This is a genomic window from Blastococcus sp. SYSU D00669 (assembly GCF_054050715.1).
Window position 1 is genome coordinate 96,774 of the sequence record NZ_JBJGZV010000015.1, and the last position, 18,026, is coordinate 114,799.

Annotated in this window: 23 protein-coding genes and 1 tRNA gene; 12 read left to right on the forward strand and 12 right to left on the reverse strand. The window is 75.5% G+C overall.

The window, feature by feature from the left end:
* Positions 1–80: 80 nt before the first annotated feature.
* Together ACI8AF_RS12780 and ACI8AF_RS12785 are read left to right on the forward strand one after the other, a co-directional pair.
* Positions 81–1,490, forward strand: coding sequence for an FAD-binding oxidoreductase (locus ACI8AF_RS12780; protein ID WP_456540088.1), 1,410 nt, complete (start codon positions 81–83; stop codon positions 1,488–1,490).
* Between the two features lie 204 nt (positions 1,491–1,694).
* Positions 1,695–2,261: an ANTAR domain-containing response regulator gene (locus ACI8AF_RS12785; protein WP_456540089.1), complete on the forward strand. Its 567-nt coding sequence runs from the start codon at positions 1,695–1,697 to the stop codon at positions 2,259–2,261.
* A gap of 150 nt (positions 2,262–2,411) precedes the next feature.
* On the opposite strand, the gene ACI8AF_RS12790 is transcribed toward ACI8AF_RS12785, so the two are convergent.
* Positions 2,412–2,492 (reverse strand) — tRNA-Leu (locus tag ACI8AF_RS12790).
* Between the two features lie 89 nt (positions 2,493–2,581).
* Here ACI8AF_RS12790 and ACI8AF_RS12795 point away from each other — a divergent pair.
* Both ACI8AF_RS12795 and ACI8AF_RS12800 read left to right on the forward strand, forming a co-directional pair.
* A complete protein-coding gene (locus tag ACI8AF_RS12795) occupies positions 2,582–2,809 on the forward strand; it encodes a DUF3618 domain-containing protein (protein WP_456540090.1) in 228 nt (75 codons plus the stop codon).
* A gap of 16 nt (positions 2,810–2,825) precedes the next feature.
* Positions 2,826–3,323 (forward strand): DUF427 domain-containing protein, encoded by a 498-nt coding sequence (locus ACI8AF_RS12800; protein WP_456540091.1) that lies wholly within the window; start codon positions 2,826–2,828, stop codon positions 3,321–3,323.
* A 3-nt stretch (positions 3,324–3,326) separates the two neighbouring features.
* Here the strand turns inward: ACI8AF_RS12800 and ACI8AF_RS12805 are convergent, their stop codons facing one another.
* Positions 3,327–3,938 carry a TetR/AcrR family transcriptional regulator gene (locus ACI8AF_RS12805; protein ID WP_456540092.1) on the reverse strand — a complete coding sequence of 204 codons (612 nt, stop codon included), beginning with the start codon at positions 3,936–3,938 and terminating at the stop codon, positions 3,327–3,329.
* A 135-nt stretch (positions 3,939–4,073) separates the two neighbouring features.
* Between ACI8AF_RS12805 and ACI8AF_RS12810 the strand changes: the two genes are divergently transcribed.
* Positions 4,074–5,171, forward strand: coding sequence for an EAL domain-containing protein (locus ACI8AF_RS12810; RefSeq protein ID WP_456540093.1), 1,098 nt, complete (start codon positions 4,074–4,076; stop codon positions 5,169–5,171).
* On the opposite strand, the gene ACI8AF_RS12815 is transcribed toward ACI8AF_RS12810, so the two are convergent.
* Both ACI8AF_RS12815 and ACI8AF_RS12820 read right to left on the reverse strand, forming a co-directional pair.
* Positions 5,149–5,730, reverse strand: coding sequence for a histidine phosphatase family protein (locus tag ACI8AF_RS12815; RefSeq protein ID WP_456540094.1), 582 nt, complete (start codon positions 5,728–5,730; stop codon positions 5,149–5,151). The genes ACI8AF_RS12810 and ACI8AF_RS12815 overlap by 23 nt on opposite strands.
* 50 nt (positions 5,731–5,780) lie before the next feature.
* Positions 5,781–6,233 carry an STAS domain-containing protein gene (locus tag ACI8AF_RS12820; RefSeq protein ID WP_456540095.1) on the reverse strand — a complete coding sequence of 151 codons (453 nt, stop codon included), beginning with the start codon at positions 6,231–6,233 and terminating at the stop codon, positions 5,781–5,783.
* Positions 6,234–6,417: 184 nt separating this feature from the next.
* On the opposite strand from ACI8AF_RS12820, the gene ACI8AF_RS12825 reads away from it, so the two are divergent.
* The 3 genes from ACI8AF_RS12825 to ACI8AF_RS12835 are packed head-to-tail and all read left to right on the forward strand — an operon-like array spanning position 6,418 to position 9,796.
* Positions 6,418–7,572, forward strand: a complete 1,155-nt coding sequence (locus tag ACI8AF_RS12825; protein WP_456540096.1) for an acyl-CoA dehydrogenase family protein — start codon at positions 6,418–6,420, stop codon at positions 7,570–7,572.
* Complete coding sequence (locus tag ACI8AF_RS12830) at positions 7,565–8,260, forward strand: PaaI family thioesterase (protein ID WP_456540097.1); 696 nt, start codon at positions 7,565–7,567, stop codon at positions 8,258–8,260. Before ACI8AF_RS12825 ends, ACI8AF_RS12830 begins: the two co-directional genes overlap by 8 nt.
* Before the next feature lie 51 nt (positions 8,261–8,311).
* Complete coding sequence (locus tag ACI8AF_RS12835) at positions 8,312–9,796, forward strand: AAA family ATPase (RefSeq protein WP_456540098.1); 1,485 nt, start codon at positions 8,312–8,314, stop codon at positions 9,794–9,796.
* 5 nt (positions 9,797–9,801) lie between these two features.
* On the opposite strand, the gene ACI8AF_RS12840 is transcribed toward ACI8AF_RS12835, so the two are convergent.
* The 8 genes from ACI8AF_RS12840 to ACI8AF_RS12875 are packed head-to-tail and all read right to left on the reverse strand — an operon-like array spanning position 9,802 to position 15,224.
* On the reverse strand, positions 9,802–10,344 hold the full coding sequence (locus ACI8AF_RS12840) for a DinB family protein (protein ID WP_456540099.1): 543 nt from the start codon (positions 10,342–10,344) through the stop codon (positions 9,802–9,804).
* Positions 10,345–10,377: 33 nt separating this feature from the next.
* Positions 10,378–11,490 (reverse strand): NAD-dependent epimerase/dehydratase family protein, encoded by a 1,113-nt coding sequence (locus ACI8AF_RS12845; protein ID WP_456540100.1) that lies wholly within the window; start codon positions 11,488–11,490, stop codon positions 10,378–10,380.
* Between the two features lie 41 nt (positions 11,491–11,531).
* The gene (locus ACI8AF_RS12850; RefSeq protein WP_456540101.1) at positions 11,532–11,741 is read right to left on the reverse strand and encodes a hypothetical protein; all 210 of its coding nucleotides are present in this window, start codon (positions 11,739–11,741) and stop codon (positions 11,532–11,534) included.
* Between the two features lie 6 nt (positions 11,742–11,747).
* Complete coding sequence (merB, locus tag ACI8AF_RS12855) at positions 11,748–12,179, reverse strand: organomercurial lyase (RefSeq protein WP_456540102.1); 432 nt, start codon at positions 12,177–12,179, stop codon at positions 11,748–11,750.
* Positions 12,180–12,183: 4 nt separating this feature from the next.
* Positions 12,184–12,516: a cytoplasmic protein gene (locus tag ACI8AF_RS12860; RefSeq protein ID WP_456540103.1), complete on the reverse strand. Its 333-nt coding sequence runs from the start codon at positions 12,514–12,516 to the stop codon at positions 12,184–12,186.
* 41 nt (positions 12,517–12,557) lie between these two features.
* A complete protein-coding gene (locus ACI8AF_RS12865; protein ID WP_456540104.1) occupies positions 12,558–12,947 on the reverse strand; it encodes an ester cyclase in 390 nt (129 codons plus the stop codon).
* Complete coding sequence (locus tag ACI8AF_RS12870; RefSeq protein ID WP_456540105.1) at positions 12,944–14,263, reverse strand: MFS transporter; 1,320 nt, start codon at positions 14,261–14,263, stop codon at positions 12,944–12,946. Before ACI8AF_RS12870 ends, ACI8AF_RS12865 begins: the two co-directional genes overlap by 4 nt.
* A 19-nt stretch (positions 14,264–14,282) precedes the next feature.
* On the reverse strand, positions 14,283–15,224 hold the full coding sequence (locus ACI8AF_RS12875; RefSeq protein ID WP_456540106.1) for an alpha/beta fold hydrolase: 942 nt from the start codon (positions 15,222–15,224) through the stop codon (positions 14,283–14,285).
* A gap of 63 nt (positions 15,225–15,287) precedes the next feature.
* On the opposite strand from ACI8AF_RS12875, the gene idi reads away from it, so the two are divergent.
* From idi to ACI8AF_RS12895, 4 genes are all read left to right on the forward strand, one after another.
* Positions 15,288–15,818: an isopentenyl-diphosphate Delta-isomerase gene (idi, locus tag ACI8AF_RS12880; RefSeq protein ID WP_456540107.1), complete on the forward strand. Its 531-nt coding sequence runs from the start codon at positions 15,288–15,290 to the stop codon at positions 15,816–15,818.
* A gap of 95 nt (positions 15,819–15,913) precedes the next feature.
* Positions 15,914–16,765, forward strand: a complete 852-nt coding sequence (locus ACI8AF_RS12885) for a polysaccharide deacetylase family protein (protein WP_456540108.1) — start codon at positions 15,914–15,916, stop codon at positions 16,763–16,765.
* Between the two features lie 73 nt (positions 16,766–16,838).
* Positions 16,839–17,618, forward strand: a complete 780-nt coding sequence (locus tag ACI8AF_RS12890) for an SDR family NAD(P)-dependent oxidoreductase (RefSeq protein WP_456540109.1) — start codon at positions 16,839–16,841, stop codon at positions 17,616–17,618.
* A gap of 10 nt (positions 17,619–17,628) precedes the next feature.
* Positions 17,629–17,898, forward strand: coding sequence for a hypothetical protein (locus tag ACI8AF_RS12895; protein ID WP_456540110.1), 270 nt, complete (start codon positions 17,629–17,631; stop codon positions 17,896–17,898).
* The last annotated feature ends 128 nt before the right edge of the window (positions 17,899–18,026 follow it).

Below are 18,026 nucleotides of genomic sequence, written 5' to 3' on the forward strand. Positions count from 1 at the left end.
GCTCCTACGGTGGGCGCTTCTTCCGGTCTCGCGCCCCCGAGCCCGAGGGCGTGCGGCCCGTCCGCCCCCGAGGAGCAGTCATGACACAGGCACAGGCGCAGGCGCTGGAGTCGCTGGCCGGTCGCGTCACCGGACGGGTGGTCCTCCCCCGAGACGAGGAGTACGAGCAGGCCCGCAGGGTCTACAACGGCATGATCGACGCGCGCCCGGCCGCGATCGTGCGGTGCGCGTCCGCCGACGACGTCGCCGCCGTCGTCCGCGAGGCGGCCGAGCTGGGCATGCTGCTGGCGGTCCGCGGCGGCAGCCACAGCGTGCCCGGGTACGGCACGGCCGACGGCGCGCTGGTCGCCGACCTCTCCCCGATGCGGACGGTGGCGGTCGACGCCGGCGCGCGGACCGCGACGGCCGGCGGTGGGACGACGTGGGGCGGGTTCAACGACGCCGCGGCCGAGGCGGGTCTGGCCACGACCGGCGGCATCCTGTCCACCACGGGCATCGGGGGGCTGACGCTCGGCGGCGGGGTCGGCTACCTGTCCCGCGCCCACGGACTGTCCTGCGACAACCTGCTCTCCGCCCGCGTCGTGACCGCGGCCGGTGAGCAGGTGACCGCCAGCGAGGAGGAGGAGCCGGACCTCTTCTGGGCGCTGCGCGGCGGGGGCGGCAACTTCGGCGTCGTCACCGAGTTCACCTACCGGGTGCACCCGATCCCGGAGAACGTCCTGGTCGGCATCATGTTCTTCGAGCTGGCCGACGGCCCGGCGATCTTCCGGTTCTTCGACGACGAGCTGGCGGGGGCGCCCCGGGAGTACGGCGGCTACCCGGCGATGCACCTGGCGGCGCCGCTGCCGTTCATCCCCGAGGACCGGGTCGGCGACCCGTTCGCGGTCGTCATCTCCTGCTGGACCGGTGAGCCGGCGGCGGGGGAGCGGTACCTCGACCGGTTCCGCCAGGTGGCGCGGCCTGCGGCCGAGATGGTCGGTCCGATGCCGTACCCGGCGCTCAACGCGCTGTTCGACCCGCTGCTGCCGCCGGGGCTGCAGCACTACTGGAAGGCCGCGTTCCTCACCGACCTGACCGACGAGGCGATCGCCGCCCACATGGAGCACGGGGCGCGCATGCCGGCCGTGACCTGCGCGATGCACATGTACCCGCTGACCGGTGCCGTGCAGGAGGTCGCACCGGACGCGACGGCCTTCGGGCACCGCGACGCGCGGTACGTCGCCAACATGGCCGGCATGTGGCCGGAGCCGGCCGACAACGAGCGCGGCATCGCGTGGGTCCGGGACTACTTCGCCGCCATCGGCCCGCAGTCGCAGCCCGGCGGTTACACCAACTTCGCCTCGGGCGACGAGCAGGACCGGGTGCCGGAGAACTACGGCGCCAACTACACCCGGCTGGCGACGCTCAAGCGCCGCTACGACCCGGACAACCTGTTCCGCCTCAACCAGAACATCCCGCCGCTGGCCGTGCCGGGACCGCGGCAGGGATAACCGGCGCGCGGCCCGGGCCGGAGGTCGCGCGGCCGGGGTCAGCGGAACGGCCCGGCCGCACGAGGCGTAGCGTCCGACCCGGACGTGCAGAAGCCGCGTCGGTGCCGCGCCGACGAAGCGGGCGCTACCAGTGCGGGGCCCCCACGCGGGGCCCCGCCGCCGAGGCGGGAGCCCCGGCGCGACGACCGACCGGAGCGCGCGTCCATGCCCAGCAGGAATCCGTCGTCCGCCGGGGGAGCCGGAGAGGCCCTGGAGCGACTGGGCCGCCTGGCGCTGCGCGAGCTGTCCATGGAGTCGCTGCTGCAAGCGGTGGCCGACACGGCCAAGTCGGTGATGCCCGGCAACTCGGAGGCGTCCGTCTTCCTCTCGTCCCCGCGGGGAGCGGGCAACTTCAGCTCGCTGTCGGTGCCGCTGATCATCAACGACGAGGGCTCGTCGGGCGCGCTCGACATCTACGCGCGCGAGGTGGATGCCTTCGACGACGACAGCCGGGCGGCGGCGATCGGCTTCGCGCCCTACGCCTCGGTGGCGATCGGCAACATGCAGGAGTACGAGAGCGCCCGCATCATGGTCGGGAACCTGCAGGCGGCCCTGGACTCCCGCGCCGTGATCGACCAGGCCAAAGGCATCCTGATGGAGCGGCACAAGATCACTGCCGACCAGGCGTTCCAGCTCCTGGCGCACGCGTCGATGACCACGAACACCAAGGTCCGCGACGTGGCCGAACACCTGGTCCGCACCGGCGAGCTCCGCGAGCAGCGGGAGCGCTGAAGCGCACCGGCCTCGTCGCGGGCACCCCTCGAGCAGCCGCGCTGGTCTCCCGGGGGACCACCGCGGTCAGGCCCCGCTGCTCGAGACCACGGGCAGCGGGGCCGCCTCCGCCCCCGACCACGCGGGCGGCTGCCGGATCGGTTGCTGTCGTGCGGGAGGGGGGAGTCGAACCCCCACGCCCGAAGGCACCAGATCCTAAGTCTGGCGTGGCTGCCGTTACACCACTCCCGCGCAGGCCCCGAAGTCTAGGAGTCGCCCGGACGGGTGCGCCGTGACCACGCGGACGCGCTGCGCCGGGCGCGGTCTGGCAGGCTGTCGCCGTGCCTCGCGACCCTCGACAGATCCAGCTGGAGATCGACGCCGCCCGCGAGTCGCTCGCGGCCACCCTGGACCAGCTGGTCCACCGGAGCAGCCCCACGCGGCTGAGGGCCAAGGGGCAGGCCGCGGTGCAGTCGTTCCTGGCCACCCCGGTGGGCATGGCCGCCGTCGGCGCGGTGGGCCTGCTGCTGACCGTCGCCGTGGTCCGGCGCATCCGCAACCACGACTGAAGCCGAAGGCCGGGGTGTGAGAGCCCCGCGCCCGGATCCCGTCGGTCCCGGCCAGGAGTCGGTCTGGGACTACCCGCGCCCGCCCTCGGCCGAGGTCACCCCGCGGCGGGTGGTCGTGGAGCTCGGCGGCCGCGTCGTGGCCGACACCACCCGGGCGGTCCGCGTCTGCGAGACCAGCCACCCGCCGGTCTACTACGTCCCCCGCGAGGACGTCGCCGACGGCGTGCTGGAGCGCGCCGCGGGCGGCTCGTGGTGCGAGTGGAAGGGCGCGGCCACCTACTGGGACGCCGTCGTCGGCGGCCGGCGCGTCCCGGCGGCGGCCTGGTCCTACGAGCAGCCGACCGCCGGCTACGAGCACCTGCGCGGCGCCGTCGCCTTCTACCCGGGGAAGGTCGACCGCGCCCTCGTCGACGGCGAGGTCGTCCGGCCGCAGCCGGGCGACTTCTGCGGCGGGTGGGTCACCGACGAGGTGGTCGGCCCGTTCAAGGGTGGGCCGACCAGCCTGGGGTGGTGAGGGTCAGCCCCGCTTGAGCAGCGGCAGGACCACCGTCTCGAGCACGTCGTCGGCGTAGGCGTCGTCCACCGGCTCGCCGGTGAGCAGCCACCGCTGCACCAGCAGCGCGCTGGTCATCTCGGCCGAGAGGCTGCCGCTCACGCCGGGCTGGAGCTCGCCGCGCTCCTCGGCCCGCTGCCACACCTCGTCGAAGGCGGCCCGCCAGACGCCCAGCGGACCGCTGCGGAAGGCCTCGGCCAGCGCCGGCTGGTGCGGCACCGTGGAGAGCAGGGACAGGGTGGCCGCGCCCACCGGCCCGTTGATCACCGTGACGAGCCGCCGCAGCAGGGTCCGGAGGTCCTCCTCCAGCGACCCGGTGTCGGGCGCGGTCGCCTCCTCCCGGTTGAGGTCGGCGATGGTGTCGACCACGAGGTCCTGCTTGGTGCGCCAGCGGCGGTAGATCGTCGCCTTGCCCACGCCGGCCTCGGCGGCCACGGCGTCCATGGTCAGCGCCCCGTAGCCGACGTCGGCGAGCAGCCGCAGGATCGCGGCCCGGATGACGCCGTCCCGGCTGGGGTCGCGGGGGCGCCCGCCCCGGCTGCTCCGAGGGGGTTCGAGGGTCGTGAGTGCGGCCATGCCGCAGACTTTAGACACTAAAGTCAGGAATGCCAGTGCTCCGGCCCGTTCGTTGAGACTTTCACGGGTCGGAACTGATCCTGCCGTACCGCGCGCCTGTGCGGGAGGGGCCCGTCGGTCGGTCATCCTCGGGCGGTGGGCACGCAGCGATCCCAGCGGTGGGAGGTGCCCGGGCGTGCGACCCGGGCGCTCCTGGCCACCCCCATCAGCCACGTCCTGCCGGCCATCGCGCGGACGGCGCGGACGATGGGCCTGTCCGTCGAGGCCTCGCCCCGCGTGCTGGACGTCGTCGACGAGCGCGGCGGCCGCTGGCTCGACCGGCTCTTCGCCCGGCTCGCCCACGAGCTGACCGACGCCGAGACCCGCGCCGTCCGGGTGGTCACCGACCCGCCGGAGGACGACGTCGCCTTCACCACCGCGCTGCTCAACGCGCCGACCCTCGCCGTCGAGCTCGCCCGCCGCGGGATCACCGTCGAGATCGGCGTCCTCGCCGAGGCCGAGTTCTGGTCGGTCTACCAGCCGGTCGTCTCGCTGGCCGACCGGTCCAAGGTGGGCCACGAGGCCCTGCTGCGCGGCCTGGTCGACGGCCGGGAGGTGCCCGGCGGCGACCTGTTCTTCGTCGCCGGCTCGGCGGGCTGGCTGCACCGGCTCGACCGCATCGGTCGCGAGGCCGCCGTCGCCGGCGCCGCGGGCTGGCTCGGCGAGGCCGACCTGTTCGTCAACACCTCGCCGCGGGCGATCTTCCGGGCGCAGGTGTGCCTGGCCAGCACCGAGCGGGCCGCGCACGACGCCGGCCTCGCGCCCCGGCAGCTGGTCCTGGAGGTCGCCGAGCCCGACGCCCTCGCCGACCAGGGGCACCTCGACCAGGTGCTCGAGCACGTCCGCGCGGTCGGGTTCCGGGTCGCCCTGGCCGAGGTCGGCGCGGGGTGGTCCAGCCGCGCGCTGCTCTCCGCCGTCCGCCCGGACGTCGTGAAGCTGGACAAGGCGCTGGTCCGGCAGCTGCCCGACGAGCGCGCCTGCGCCACGATCCGCGACGTCGTCGAGCAGGCGCACGGGTTCGGCGCGCTCGTCGTCGCCGAGGGCGTCGAGAGCGAGCGGATCGCCCGGGAGGTGGCCGCGCTCGGCGCCGACCTGGGTCAGGGCTGGCTGTTCGGCCGCCCGTCGCGGCCGCGCGCCGCCGTGGAGGAGCCGGTCAACGGCTGGCAGCCGGTCAGCGCAGTCCCCAGCCGGTGAGCGCCGGTCGGGCGTGCTCGTGCCCGAGCACCCCGAACGACCCGGCCGGCAGCGCGAACAGCGCGCCGGCCTCGGGCGCCAGCCCCAGCCATCGGGCGGTGAGCACGCGCAGCACGTGGCCGTGCGCCACCAGCGCGACGTCGCCGTCGTCCAGCCTCGGCCGGAGCCGGTCGAGCATGCGGTCGACCCGCGCCGCCACCTGCTCGAGCGTCTCGCCCGGCGTCGCCCCGGGGACGACGGGGTCGCGCCACACCGACCACTCCCGGCCGAGCTCGTCGCTGATCTCGGCCGTCGTCCGGCCCTCGTAGCCGCCGTAGTCCATCTCGACGAGGTCGTCGTCGACCGCCGTCTCCGCCAGCCCGGCCAGCTCGGCGGTCCGCCGGGCGCGCTGCCGGGGGCTGACCCACACCGCGGTGAAGGTGCGCCCGCTCAGCGCCTCGCGCAGGGCGCGGGCCCGCTCCTCGCCCTCCGGCAGCAGCGGCAGGTCGGTGACCCCGGTGTGCTGACCGCTCCGGCTCCACTCCGTCTGCCCGTGCCGCAGCACCACGACCTCGCCCATGCGCCCTTCCTACCCGCCCCGCCCCCGATCGGCGCAGGTAGGAGGGGCGCTCAGCGCCAGCGGTGCAGCGGGATGGCGCTGCCCGCGGTCCGCGCGGGGCGGACCGCCGGGCGGGCGCGCAGGCCGGCCGGCCGGCGGGGCGTGCCCGCACCGGCGGCCACCGGGTCGGGGGTGGCGCGCTCGACGACGAGGCCGTCGAGGTCGAGGCTGTCGCCGAGGTCGGCCGCCCGGACCAGCCGGCGGGTGGCCGCGCCGGCGCCGACGATCCGGCACGAGCGGCCGGCGGTCCTCAGCTCGCCGCTGATGGACGCCAGCGTCCGCAGCGCGGAGCTGTCCCAGAAGCGGGCCGAGGCGACGTCGACCACGAGGTGGGTGGTGCCCAGGCCCGCGGCCTGGGTGAGCGCGTCGGTGAGCAGCGGGACGGTGGAGAGGTCGGCGTCGCCGGTGAGGCGGACGACGACCTGGTCGGGAGCGGGGACGAGGGCGACGTTGAGCAGTGGCACAGGGTCTCCGGGGCGGTCGGACCGTAGGGGGCCGGTCGTTGCAGCCGCTTCCGAGCCTAGGCGGTTCACCCGTTCGAGCACAACAGAAAGTTATGACTTGACTCCGTTGTGTTTAGAACATGTCGCCAAGATCCCGGCTCGGCCCGCGTCGGTGGCCGGGTCGGACACCCGGCACCATGAGCGCGTGGACGCCGAGGACTTCCGCCAGATCCGGGACGCCGTGCGCCAGCTGGTGCGGGAGGAGGTCGTCCCGCGCGAGGAGCAGATCGAGGACGACGACCGCATCCCCGACGACCTGCGCGCCAAGGCCGCCGACATGGGCCTGTTCGGCTACGCGCTGCCCGAGGAGCACGGCGGGCTCGGCGTGACGATGTCCGAGGACGTGCAGCTGGCCTTCGAGTTCGGCTACACCACCCCGGCGTTCCGCTCGCTGTTCGGCACCAACAACGGCATCGCCGGCCAGGTGATCGCCCGGTTCGGCAGCGAGGAGCAGAAGAAGGCCTACCTGCCCCGGCTGGCCGCCGGCGAGCTCATCGGCTCCTTCGCCCTCACCGAGGCCGAGGCCGGCTCCGACCCGGCCGGGCTGCGCACCACCGCCCGGCGCGAGGGCGACGGCTGGGTGGTCAACGGGTCGAAGCGCTACATCACCAACGCGCCGATCGCCGACGTCTTCATGGTGTTCGCGCGCACGAACCCCGAGGAGAAGGGCGGCCGCGGCATCTCGTCCTTCGTCGTCGACGCCGCGTCGCCCGGGGTCACCGTCGGCCCCAAGGACCGGAAGATGGGCCAGGCCGGCGCCTGGACCGCCGAGGTGTTCTTCGACGACGTGCACGTGCCGGCCGAGGCGCTGATCGGGGAGGAGGGGCGCGGCTACGCCAAGGCGCTCACCGTGCTCTCCCGCGGCCGGCTGCACATCGCCGCCCTCTGCGTCGGCATGGCCCAGCGCGTGCTCGACGAGTCGGTGGCCCACGCCGCGTCGGCGAAGCAGGGCGGGGCGCCGATCGGCCGGTTCCAGCTGGTGCAGGCGATGCTCGCCGACATGCACGCCGAGCTGCTGGCCGGCCGCAGCCTCGTGCTGGACGTCGCGGCGCGCTACGACTCCGGCGAGGACACCTCGGTGGGGCCGTCGTCGGCGAAGCTGTTCTGCACCGAGATGGTCGGCCGCGCCGTCGACCGGGCGGTGCAGGTGCACGGCGGCATGGGCTACCTGCGCACCACCCCGGTCGAGCGCTTCTACCGCGACGCCCGGCTCTTCCGCCTCTACGAGGGCACCAGCGAGGTGCAGCGGCTGATCATCGGCGGCGCGCTGCTGCGCGAGGCCGGCATGCCCCGTGGCTGACCGGCCGGAGCTCCCGCCGGGGGAGCGGGCCGCCCGCCGCGACGCGGTCGGTGCGCTGGGCGACGCGCTGCGCGGGCTCGTCGACGCCGCCGTCCGCACCGAGGTGCCGGTCGCCGACCTCGAGGAGGCGACCCGCGCCGCCCGCGAGCTGACCGCCCTGCTCGGCGCCGACCTGCGCGAGGTGCACGAGATCGCCACCGTCGACGACCCGGAGACCGGGGAGCGCTGGTTCAGCCCGGTCTACGGGCCCGGCAGCCCGGTCGCGCCGCCGATGGTCGTCGAGGACTTCCCCGGCGAGGGGCGCTGCGTCGGCCGCGTGACCGTCGGCAAGGCGCACGAGGGACCGCCCGGGCTGGTGCACGGCGGCGTCGTCGCCACCCTGCTCGACCACGTCGTGGCCCGGGCGGCGCGCGCGGCCGGGCACGGCGGGCTGACCGCCTCGCTCACCGTCACCTACCGCCGCCCGGCGCAGCTGGGCGTCCCGCTCGTGGCCACCGGCGAGCTGGTCTCGGTCGAGGGGCGGCGGGCCCGGTCGACCGGGCGGCTGGTCGCCGCCGACGACCCCGGCACCACCCTCGCCGAGGCCGAGGGCGTGCTCGTCGCGCTGCGCGCCGAGCGGGCGGCGGAGGTCTTCGCCCGGTCCGGCCGGGCGGTGGGCGCCTGGTCGGAGCGGTCGTCGGACGCCTGACCAGCGGAAACCGGCTGACGAGCCGGGTCCGCCCCGCTACCGTCCGGCCTCGTGACGAAGCGCGCGTCCGCCGGGTGGGTCGCCTGCGGTCCCGGGCCCGCCCCGCAGCCCGCCGGGCCCGACGGTGCCCTGCGGCCGGAGCTGGCCGACGTCGGCCGGCTGGTCCGGCGCGGGGTGCGCGCCGTGGTCGGCGCGGCCCGGGCGGACGAGCGGGTCACGCTCACCCGCATCCTCACCGAGCACCTGGGGGACGGCGCCGAGGAGCTGGAGGTCGTCCAGGAGAGCTGGCCCGGCTACGAGCACGTGAACGTGCAGGCGGGCCTCGACGCGTGGCTGGCCGATCCGGAGCGCAGCGCCGAGCTGGTCGGCATCGTCGGCTACCAGCACCGGCCGTTCGGGCTGGGCGAGCTGCTGACCGCGGCCGACGGCGGCGCCGCCGACCCGTTCGGCCCGCGGCCGGGCAACCCCTCGCGGGTCAACCGCGCCGCCGGCCCCGACGGCGAGGCGCGGGCGTGCGTGCGCTGCGGGCTGTACCTCGTCACCGAGGGCGGCACCCGCCTCGCGGTCCTCGTCCGCGGCCCCGAGCCCGAGATCGGCATGCCGGTGACCACCCTGCACGTCGCCGGCACCGACCCCGAGGTCGCCCGCCGGGCGGCCGGCGAGATCCGGGCCGAGGTGCTGGCCCGCAACGTCTTCCGTGGCAAGGTGCTGTCCTTCGGCGGCGAGGTGTTCGGCCACGGGGAGGCGGTGCTGACCTTCCACCGGCGGCCCACCATGTCGGCCGACCAGCTGGTGCTCGACCCCGGCACGCTCGCCGAGGTCCGCCGCCAGGTGGTCGAGGTGGCCCGGCACAAGGAGCGGCTGCTCGCGGCCGGCCAGCACCTCAAGCGCGGCCTGCTCCTGTTCGGCCCGCCCGGGGTGGGCAAGACGCACACCGTCCGGTTCCTGGTCAGCCAGCTGGTCGACACCACGGTGGTCCAGCTGACCGCCAACGCGCTGCACCTGATCGTCGAGGCGTGCTCGGTCGCCCGCACGCTGCAGCCGGCGATGGTCGTGGTCGAGGACGTCGACCTGATCGCCGAGGAGCGCGGCATGCACCCCGGCCAGCACCCGCTGCTGTTCCAGCTGCTCAACGAGATGGACGGCCTCGCCGAGGACGCCGACGTCGTCTTCGTGCTGACCACCAACCGGCCCGACCTGCTCGAGCCGGCGCTGGCCGCCCGCCCCGGCCGGGTCGACCAGGCCGTGGCGCTGGAGCTGCCGGACGCGGCGGCCCGGCGGGCGCTGTTCGAGCTCTACCGCGGCGACCTCGACGTCGACACCTCGGGCCTGGACGACGTCCTGGCCCGGACCGAGGGCGTCACCGCGTCGTTCCTCAAGGAGCTGCTGCGCCGTGCGGCGCTGCTGGCCGCCACGCGCACCCCTGGCGAGGCGGCGATCGCGGTCTCCGCCGAGGACCTCTCCGGCGCCCTCGACGAGCTGCTGGACACCCGCAACGCGATGACCCGGGCGCTCCTGGGCAGCGCGCCGTCCTGAGCGGGCTACTCGCCGGTCGCGCCGTCGATCGTCTCGCGGATCAGGTCGGCGTGGCCGTTGTGCCGGGCGTACTCCTCGATCATGTGCACGAGCAGCCAGCGCAGGCTCGGGGCGCGGCCGTCGGGCCACGGGACGGCGAGCGGGCGGTCGAGCCCGCCGTCGGCGAGCGCCTCGGCGACCCGCTCGCGGGAGCGCTCGACGGCAGCCCGCCACACCTCGCGGACCTCGTCGGGGGAGAGGTCCGCGGCGCGCTCCCAGTCCCGGTCGGGCTCGGCCTCCCAGTCCACGGCGTTCCAGGGCGCGCCCGGGTCGCGCTGCCACAGCCGCCAGGTGAACCAGCTGTCCTCCACCCAGGCCAGGTGGGTGAGCAGCCCGCCCAGGGTCATCGTCGAGGCGCCGACCCGGGCCCGGAAGCCGTCGGCGTCCAGCCCGTCGGTCTTCCAGACCAGCGTCGCCCGCTGGAACTCCAGGAAGCCCAGGAGGGTCGCCAGCTCGTCGCCGTCCGCCGGTGGTTCGGGCCGGCCCTGCTCGTCCAGGAGCGTCTCCACGCCCCCACCCTGCACGAACGCGGGCCCGGAGCTCTAGTTGGCGCGGGGACCGGGGGCGTTCCGCGGGTCACCGTCGGGGTCGCGCTCGGGCCCGCCGGCGGGGTCGAGCAGCGGCCCAGGCGCCCCTTCGCCGCGGCCGAGGGCGGCGACGAACTGGGCGAGCACCTCGTCCCCGCGGTGGAACGGCGCCCAGTCCAGCAGCCGCCGGGCCCGGGTGGTGTCGAGCGCCGGCGCGTTCAGGCCGAGGTCCAGCCACCCCGGCTCGGTGGGCACCAGGTGGGCGGCGAACGCGGTGGCGAGGGCAGCGCGCAGCACCGGTGCGGGCACCGGCACGCGGAACGTGCCCAGGGCCTTCGCGAGGGCGTCGCCGTCCATGGTCGGCTCGGCGGCCAGGTTGAAGGCGCCGGACGCGCGGCGGTCGAGGATGCGCTCGAGGGCGTCGGCGACGTCGTCGGCGTGGATGAAGCCCACCGTCACCTGCGGCAGCGGCAGCGGCAGCACCTTCGCCACCGGTTCGGGCAGCAGCCGCGCGGCGCCGTACAGCAGCGGGCCGAGGAAGTAGCGGCCGATCTCGCTGGCCGCCGCCGGCTGCAGCACCAACGTGGGCCGCACGACGCTGAACGTGACGTCGGGGGAGCGGGTGCCGAGCTCGCGGACGGCGCGCTCGGCCTCGGCCTTGTCCCGGCTGTACTGCGAGCTCGGGATGCCGGTGGTCGGCCAGTCCTCGGTCACCTGCTGGCCGCGGGCGCCGGGCGCGTAGGCGCCCAGCGAGGACATGTGGACGACGTGGCGCACCCCGGCCGCGACCGCGGCCCGCACCACGCGGCGCGTGCCCTCGACGTTGACCCGGCGCAGCGCCTCGGGGTGCCGGCCGGGCTGCAGCGCCCACGCCAGGTGGACGACGGCGTCGGCGCCGTCGAGGAACTCCGGGAGCGCCTGCTCGCTGTCGGCCTCCCCGAGGTCGGCGAAGGTCCAGCGGACCCGGTCCCAGGGCGGCTGGTCGGGCGGCTCCCGGCGGGCGAGCCCGCGCACCTCGGCCGCGCCGCTGCCGGTCAGCCGCCGCAGCAGCGCCGTCCCGACGTTGCCGCTCGCACCGGTGACCGCGACGGTGAGGCCCTCCAGGTGGCCGCGCTCGAGCTTCGCCATGACCTGCCGCTACCCAGCGCGGCCGGGGAGAACCTCGCGCGCTAGCCGAGCCGCCAGAACTCGCCGTCGAGCCCGAGCCCGTCGAGGACCGCCTGGTTCTGCGCGACGGTGTGCGGCACCCAGTCCGGGGCCAGCCGGTCGCCCCACCACGCGTGGGCCAGCGCGCTCAGCGTGCCGACGGCGAGGGTCGCACCCGGCGTCCGCGCGCCGAGCCAGCGCCGCACGTGCTCTCCCGACCGGAAGAGGTTCATCGTGCTCTAGGTGAAGACGATGTCGTCCCACCACCGCCGGGCCGGCACCAGGCAGTGGAAGAGCAGCGAGCCGTCGTCGGGCTCGCGGTCGCGGACCGCGACCCGCAGCGGCTCGCCGCAGTCGGGGCAGGAGGCCTCGATCCCGCCGTCGACGTGCAGCGCGGCGCAGATCCCGAAGGCGTCCCAGGCGCAGTTCGCGTACCACCACCGGCCGCCGGCCCGCACCCGGTAGGCGGTGGGGACGGCGGAGAACGGGTTGGCCATCCGGATCTCGTCGCCGGCGCGGGTGAGCACCAGCGCGTGGGCGTCGTGCAGCCGGCGCCAGCCCGCGACCACGTCGTCCCGGTCGCCGCCCACCTCCTCGGGGGTGGGCGCACGGCCGAGCTCGACGAACCGCCGGTAGGTGGCGTTGCGCAGCGCGACGTCGGCGGCGTCCACGGCGTCAGTCCGGGCCGAGGTACCGGCCGGTGCTCCCGCCCCCGTCTTTCAGCTCGACGAACAGCACGTGGGTCGGGGTGTCGCCGATGTTCTCGCCGTGGTGCCGCTGGGCGGGGAGCCAGCCGGTCAGGCCGGCCGGCATCTCGACGTCGCGGTGCCGGTCCCCGGAGACGAGCCGGCGGCGGAACGCCGAGAGCGTGTGCATCACGCTGTCGGGGTGCTCGTGCGGCGTGGTGCGGTCGCCCGGGCGGTCGGTGTACTCCAGCACGCGCACCCGGTCGTTCTCGAAGACCACCTTGTAGTGGTCCGGGTTGGTCTCCACGGGGTCGAGGCTCATGGCGGCACAGCGTGGCCCGGCGCGGACGCGGTGGCCAGCCCCTACGGCGCCCTGAGCTGCTCGAGGACGCCGAGGTCGTCCGCGGTCACCCACACCTCGGCGATCCGGCCGCCCGCCCAGCGGTAGAACGCGAACTCGCGCGCGGTGACCCGCCGGCCGGTCGCCGGCACCCCGAGCCACTCCCCGCGGTGGGTGCCGGTGTCGGTGAAGTGGGCGGCCACCACGTCGCCGTCCACCAGCAGGTGCTCGATCTCCCACCGGTAGTCGGGGAACGCCCGGACGACGGCCCGCAGCCCCTCGGCGTAGGGGGCGAGGGCGGCCCGCTCGCCGTTGACCACGAGCTCCTCGTGCACGAACTCGCCCAGCTCGTCGAAGCGGTGGGCGTTGCAGGCGGCGTTGTAGCGGCGGTAGGTGTCGGCGAGGGAGCTCACTCGAGTGCCCGCCCGCGCAGCTCGGGCAGCCCCCAGGTGGCGAGCGCGCCGACGGCGAAGAAGAACGCGAAGACGCCGAAGACCAGGCCGCTGCCGCCCTGGGCGAGCAGCGGCGGCACCGACAGCGGCGCCAGGATCGAGGCGATCCGGCCGAAGCCCGCCGCCGCGCCCGCGCCGCCGGCCCGCAGCGCCGTCGGGTAGACCTCGGGCGTCACCGCGTAGAGCGCGCCCCACGCGCCGAGGTTGAAGAACGACAGCACCATGCCGGTGACCAGGACCGCGGTCTCGCCGTCGGCGGTGGCGAACAGCGCGGCGCCGACCGCCGAGCCCACCAGGAAGACGGCGAGGGTCGGCCGCCGTCCCCACTTCTCGATGAGGAACGCGGCAGCGGCGTACCCGGGCAGCTGGGCGAGCGTGATGACCAGCGTGTAGCCGAACGAGCGGACCAGGGAGAAACCCGCCTCGACCAGCAGGGTGGGCAGCCAGATGAACGCGCCGTAGTAGGCGAAGTTGATGCTGAACCAGACCGCCCAGAGGGCCGCCGTCCGCACGCGGGTGCCGGCGGCCCACAGCCCGCGCACCCGCTGCGCCGCCGGCGGTGCGGCCGGGGGAGACGAGCGGGGCGCGACCCCGGCGGCGGCCTCGAACCGCCGCACCGCCGCCTCGGCCTCCTCGGTGCGGCCGCGCAGCTCGAGGAAGCGCACCGACTCGGGCAGGCCCCGCCGGACGACGACCGCGTAGAGGGCCGGCACCGCGCCGAGCGCGAGCGCCCACCGCCAGCCGGCGTCGCTGCGCGGGACGACGAGGTAGCCGATCAGCGCGGCCAGCACCCAGCCGACCGCCCAGAACGCCTCCAGCGCGACGACCACGCGCCCCCGCACCCGGGCCGGGGCGAACTCGCTGACCAGCGTCGAGGCCACCGGCAGCTCGGCGCCGAGGCCCAGGCCGATGAGGAAGCGGAACACGAGCAGCGCGCCCACCGACCAGGCCAGCGCCGCCGCGCCGGTGGCGACGCCGAAGACCAGCAGGGTGAGCGCGAAGACCTGGCGGCGGCCGAACCGGTCGGCCAGCAGCCCGCCGAGGGCGGCGCCGAGGGCCATGCCGACGAAGCCGATCGAGCCGATCCACGACAGCTCGGTGGCCGACAGCGACCACTGCGCGGCCAGCGCGGCCATGACGAACGAGATGAGCCCGACGTCCATCGCGTCGAGCGCCCAGCCCAGCCCGGAGCCGACCACGAGGCGGCCGTGCTCGCGGGTGAAGGACAGCCCGTCGAGGCGCTCGGCGCGGGTCGGCGACGCGGACACGGTCGTCATGCCCGGCGGCCGTACCCGGCTACGGCGCCGTCTTCACGTGGGCCGTGATCAGCTCCGCGGTCCGGTCGGGGGCGAGCTCCGGGATCCAGTGCGGGAGGTCGTCGAGCACCACCAGCTGGTACGGGGCGTCGACGTGCTTCGCCGTCGCCTCGGTCGCGGTGCGGCCGAGGAAGGTGTCGCCCGTGCTCCAGACGTGCAGCGTCGGGACGCGCACGGTGCCGACCCGGTCCCTGCCGCTCCACGGCACCGCCCGGTACCAGTTGAGCGCCGCGGACAGGCAGTCGGGCTCGCGCATCCGGCGGACGTAGTGCTCGGCCCGGTGCGGGGGCAGGTCGCCGAGGTGCAGGATCCGGCGCAGCACGGCACCCCTGCCCGCCAGCAGCACCGCCTCGGGTAGCAGCGGCAGCTGGAAGAGGCCCATGTAGACCGAGCGCAGCGCCTGGTCGCTCTTCAGCAGGGCCTCCTGCATCGCCGCCGGGTGCGGCGTGGAGAGGGCGGTGAGCGTCCGGACGCGGTCGGCGTGCCAGTCCGCGAGGGCCCAGGCCACGGCGCCCCCCCAGTCGTGCCCCACCACGTGCGCGCCCTCGAGCTCCGCGGCGTCCAGCAGCGCCAGCACGTCCTCCGCCGCCTCCCGCACGCGGTACTGCGGGCGCCCCACCGGCCGGGCGCCGGGCGAGTAGCCCCGCTGGTCGACGGCGAGCGTGCGCAGCCCGGCCGAGTGCAGCGCCGGCGCCACCAGGTCGAAGGCGGTGCGGTCCTGCGGGAAGCCGTGCAGCAGGACGACCGCCTCGCCGTCGGGCGGGCCGCCGTCGGTGACGTCGAAGACCATGTCGCCGCGCCGGAAGCTGTCCACCCCGTCCACTCTGCCGCCCGCTCCCCGACCCCGCCGGGTGGCCGGGCAGGCCGTCGCCCGCGCGGTGTGGTCGCCGTCCTCGCCGCAGGCGGCGCGGGTCGCGACCACGCGGCGAGGGGGGAGTTGATCACGGCGCGGCGACCGCGGGCGGCACCTGGGACGATGGGCGGCGTGACCGAGTTGATCGTCCTCGTGGACGAGGCGGGGGCGGCGATCGGCACGATGCCCAAGCCGCTGGTGCACCACGGCGAGACGCCGCTGCACCGCGCCTTCTCCGCCTACCTGTTCGACGACGCCGGCCGGCTGCTGGTCACCCGCCGCGCGGAGGACAAGCAGACCTTCCCGGGCATGTGGACCAACACCGTCTGCGGCCACCCCGGCCCGGACGAGGACGACGAGGCCGCCATCGCCCGCCGCGCCGGCTTCGAGCTCGGCCTCGACGTCGCCGCGGTCCGGCCGGCGCTGCCCGGCTACCGGTACCGCGCCGAGTTCCGGGGCGTCGTGGAGAACGAGGTGTGCCCGGTCTACCTCGGCCGGTACCGCGGCACCCCCGCGCCCGACCCGACCGAGGTCGCCGACTGGGAGCTGCTCGACTGGGCGGCCTTCCGGCAGCGGCAGGCGACCGAGGGCGACGCGTGGTCGCCCTGGTGCCGCGAGCAGGCGCGGCTCATCGAGGAGGCCGGGCTCGTCCCGATCCCGTGACCCTGCGTGGGCCCGCCCTGACGGTACGAACCGGTCCGGCGCGTCCCCCGCGACCTCCCCGGCCGTCGTCCCACCCGTCACTACCGTCCCGCGCCATGGACCGCCGGAGGTTCTTGCTCTTCCTCGCCGCCGGGCTCGCCGGAGCCGCGGTGGCCAACGGTGCCGACCAGCTCGGCGCCCCGCCCGAGGCGTCCGCCGCCGACCCGCCCGCGCCCCCGCCGGCCGCCGCGCCGTCCGCCCAGCCGACGCCGGCGGCCCCGACCGGGCCGGTCGCGGTCGACCCGCCGACCGGTGTCGTCTGGGCCCTGCCGGGCGAGGGCAACGCTCTGGCGCTCACCATCGACGACGGCACGAACGCCGAGGTCGTCGCGGCGTACACGAAGCTGGCGGAGGACACCGGCATCCGGCTGACCTTCTTCCCGAACGGCTGCTACCGGTCGTGGGAGGACAGCGCGCGGGCGCTGCGGCCGATGATCGAGTCGGGCCAGGTGGCCATCGGCAACCACACCTGGTCGCACCCCGACCTCACCACCCTCGGCGACGCCGAGGTCGCCGAGGAGATCGGCCGCAACCGCGAGTTCATGCGCCGCACCCTCGGGGTCGCCGACAGCCCCTTCTTCCGGCCGCCGTTCGGCGCCCACGACGAGCGGATCGACCGCATCTCCGCCGACCAGGGACACCCGACGATCGCCATGTGGGAAGGCACCCTGGGCGACCACACCGTGCTCTCCGGCCCGGAGCTGGTCGCCCACGCCCGCGAGTGGTTCACCGCCCAGAAGATCGTCATCGGGCACGCCAACCACCCGGCGGTGACGACGGTCTACGGCGAGCTGCTCGACCTCATCCGCGAGCGCGACCTGCGCACGGTGACGCTGGCCGACGTGTGGGCCACGCGGGAGCAGCGGCTCAGCGGCGCCTCCGGGACGGCGAGCGCCCCCACCCGCTGAGCTCGACCTGCGACCCGGGCGGTTCTCCGCGAGAGTGATCACGGCAGCACGGATCACGGGAACGGAGCACTGCATGGATGTCACCGGGTCGCTCAAGGGGCGTGTCGCGCTGGTCACGGGTGGGGCGAGCGGGCTGGGCCGCGCGACGTGCGTCGCGCTCGCCGAGGCCGGCGCGCACGTGGCCGTCGCGGACATCAACGCCGCGGGCAGCGAGGAGACCCGGTCGCTGGTGGCCGACGGCGGCGGCTCGGCGGAGGTCGTCGCGCTCGACGTCACCGACGACGCCAGCCGGCGCGAGGTCGTCCAGGCGCTGTTCGACCGGCACGGCGACGCCTTCGACATCCTGGTCAACGTCGCCGGCATCGACCGGCCGGGCTACGTCACCGACATCGACCTCGAGGACTTCCGCCGGGTCCAGGGGGTCAACTTCGAGGGGCCGGTCTTCCTGACCAGCGAGTTCATGAAGCGGGTGCAGCACCTGCCGGAGGGCCGCACCGCCGACGTCGTGCACATCGTGTCGCTGTCGGCGATCACCTCGGGCAGCGGCGCCATCGCCTACAACGGCTCCAAGGCCGGGTTCCTCAACGCCACCCGCTGCATCCAGCGCGAGCTGCGCGAGAAGGCGGTCCGCCAGCCCGACGGGAGCGAGCGTCCGTTCCCCTGCCGCGTGCAGAGCGTCATCCCCGCGGCGATGGACACCCCGATGATGGAGCAGTGGGGCATCCCGTCCCACCTGATGATGCCGCCCTCGGCCGTGGCCGAGGCGGTGCGCACCCTCCTGCTGCTGCACCCGTCCGCGTTCGTGCCGGAGATGCAGATCGTCCCCCGGCTCGAGCCGAACTTCCCCCGCTGAGGAGCAGCCCGTGGACAGAGAGGAACTCCCGGACAGCGCCCTGCCGGACAGTGGCATGGCCTCCGGCTCCGACGCCGGCGAGCCGGGGGAGCACCTCGGCCCGTCCGACCTGCGCCCGGACGAGCAGCGGCTGCTCCAGGCGCTCGAGCGCGACGTCGACGGCGTCCCGCAGGACGACCTGGCGGCCGAGGCGGCGGAGGACGAGGCGCCGCTGCCCGACGTGGGCGGTGCTCAGGACGACGGGCTGAGCCCGCGGTTCTCCAACCCGGAGACCGACTAGGTGTACTGACCAGAGACGTTGGTCGAGGACGTGTGACCACGAGATCTGACTGCTGATCTTGTGGAGGAGGACCTCCGGACGTGGAGTGGAGCTGCTGAAGGCACCCACTCACGAACCGGAGGTCCTCG

Bases quoted from the DNA above. Each gene is read 5' to 3' on its own strand.
- ACI8AF_RS12780 (WP_456540088.1), top strand. From the start codon at position 81: ATGACACAGGCACAGGCGCAGGCGCTGGAGTCGCTGGCCGGTCGCGTC.
- ACI8AF_RS12785 (WP_456540089.1), top strand. From the start codon at position 1,695: ATGCCCAGCAGGAATCCGTCGTCCGCCGGGGGAGCCGGAGAGGCCCTG.
- ACI8AF_RS12805 (WP_456540092.1), bottom strand. From the start codon at position 3,938: ATGGCCGCACTCACGACCCTCGAACCCCCTCGGAGCAGCCGGGGCGGG.
- ACI8AF_RS12815 (WP_456540094.1), bottom strand. From the start codon at position 5,730: ATGGGCGAGGTCGTGGTGCTGCGGCACGGGCAGACGGAGTGGAGCCGG.
- ACI8AF_RS12845 (WP_456540100.1), bottom strand. From the start codon at position 11,490: ATGGCGAAGCTCGAGCGCGGCCACCTGGAGGGCCTCACCGTCGCGGTC.
- ACI8AF_RS12850 (WP_456540101.1), bottom strand. From the start codon at position 11,741: ATGAACCTCTTCCGGTCGGGAGAGCACGTGCGGCGCTGGCTCGGCGCG.
- ACI8AF_RS12860 (WP_456540103.1), bottom strand. From the start codon at position 12,516: ATGAGCCTCGACCCCGTGGAGACCAACCCGGACCACTACAAGGTGGTC.
- ACI8AF_RS12870 (WP_456540105.1), bottom strand. From the start codon at position 14,263: ATGACGACCGTGTCCGCGTCGCCGACCCGCGCCGAGCGCCTCGACGGG.
- ACI8AF_RS12885 (WP_456540108.1), top strand. From the start codon at position 15,914: ATGGACCGCCGGAGGTTCTTGCTCTTCCTCGCCGCCGGGCTCGCCGGA.
- ACI8AF_RS12890 (WP_456540109.1), top strand. From the start codon at position 16,839: ATGGATGTCACCGGGTCGCTCAAGGGGCGTGTCGCGCTGGTCACGGGT.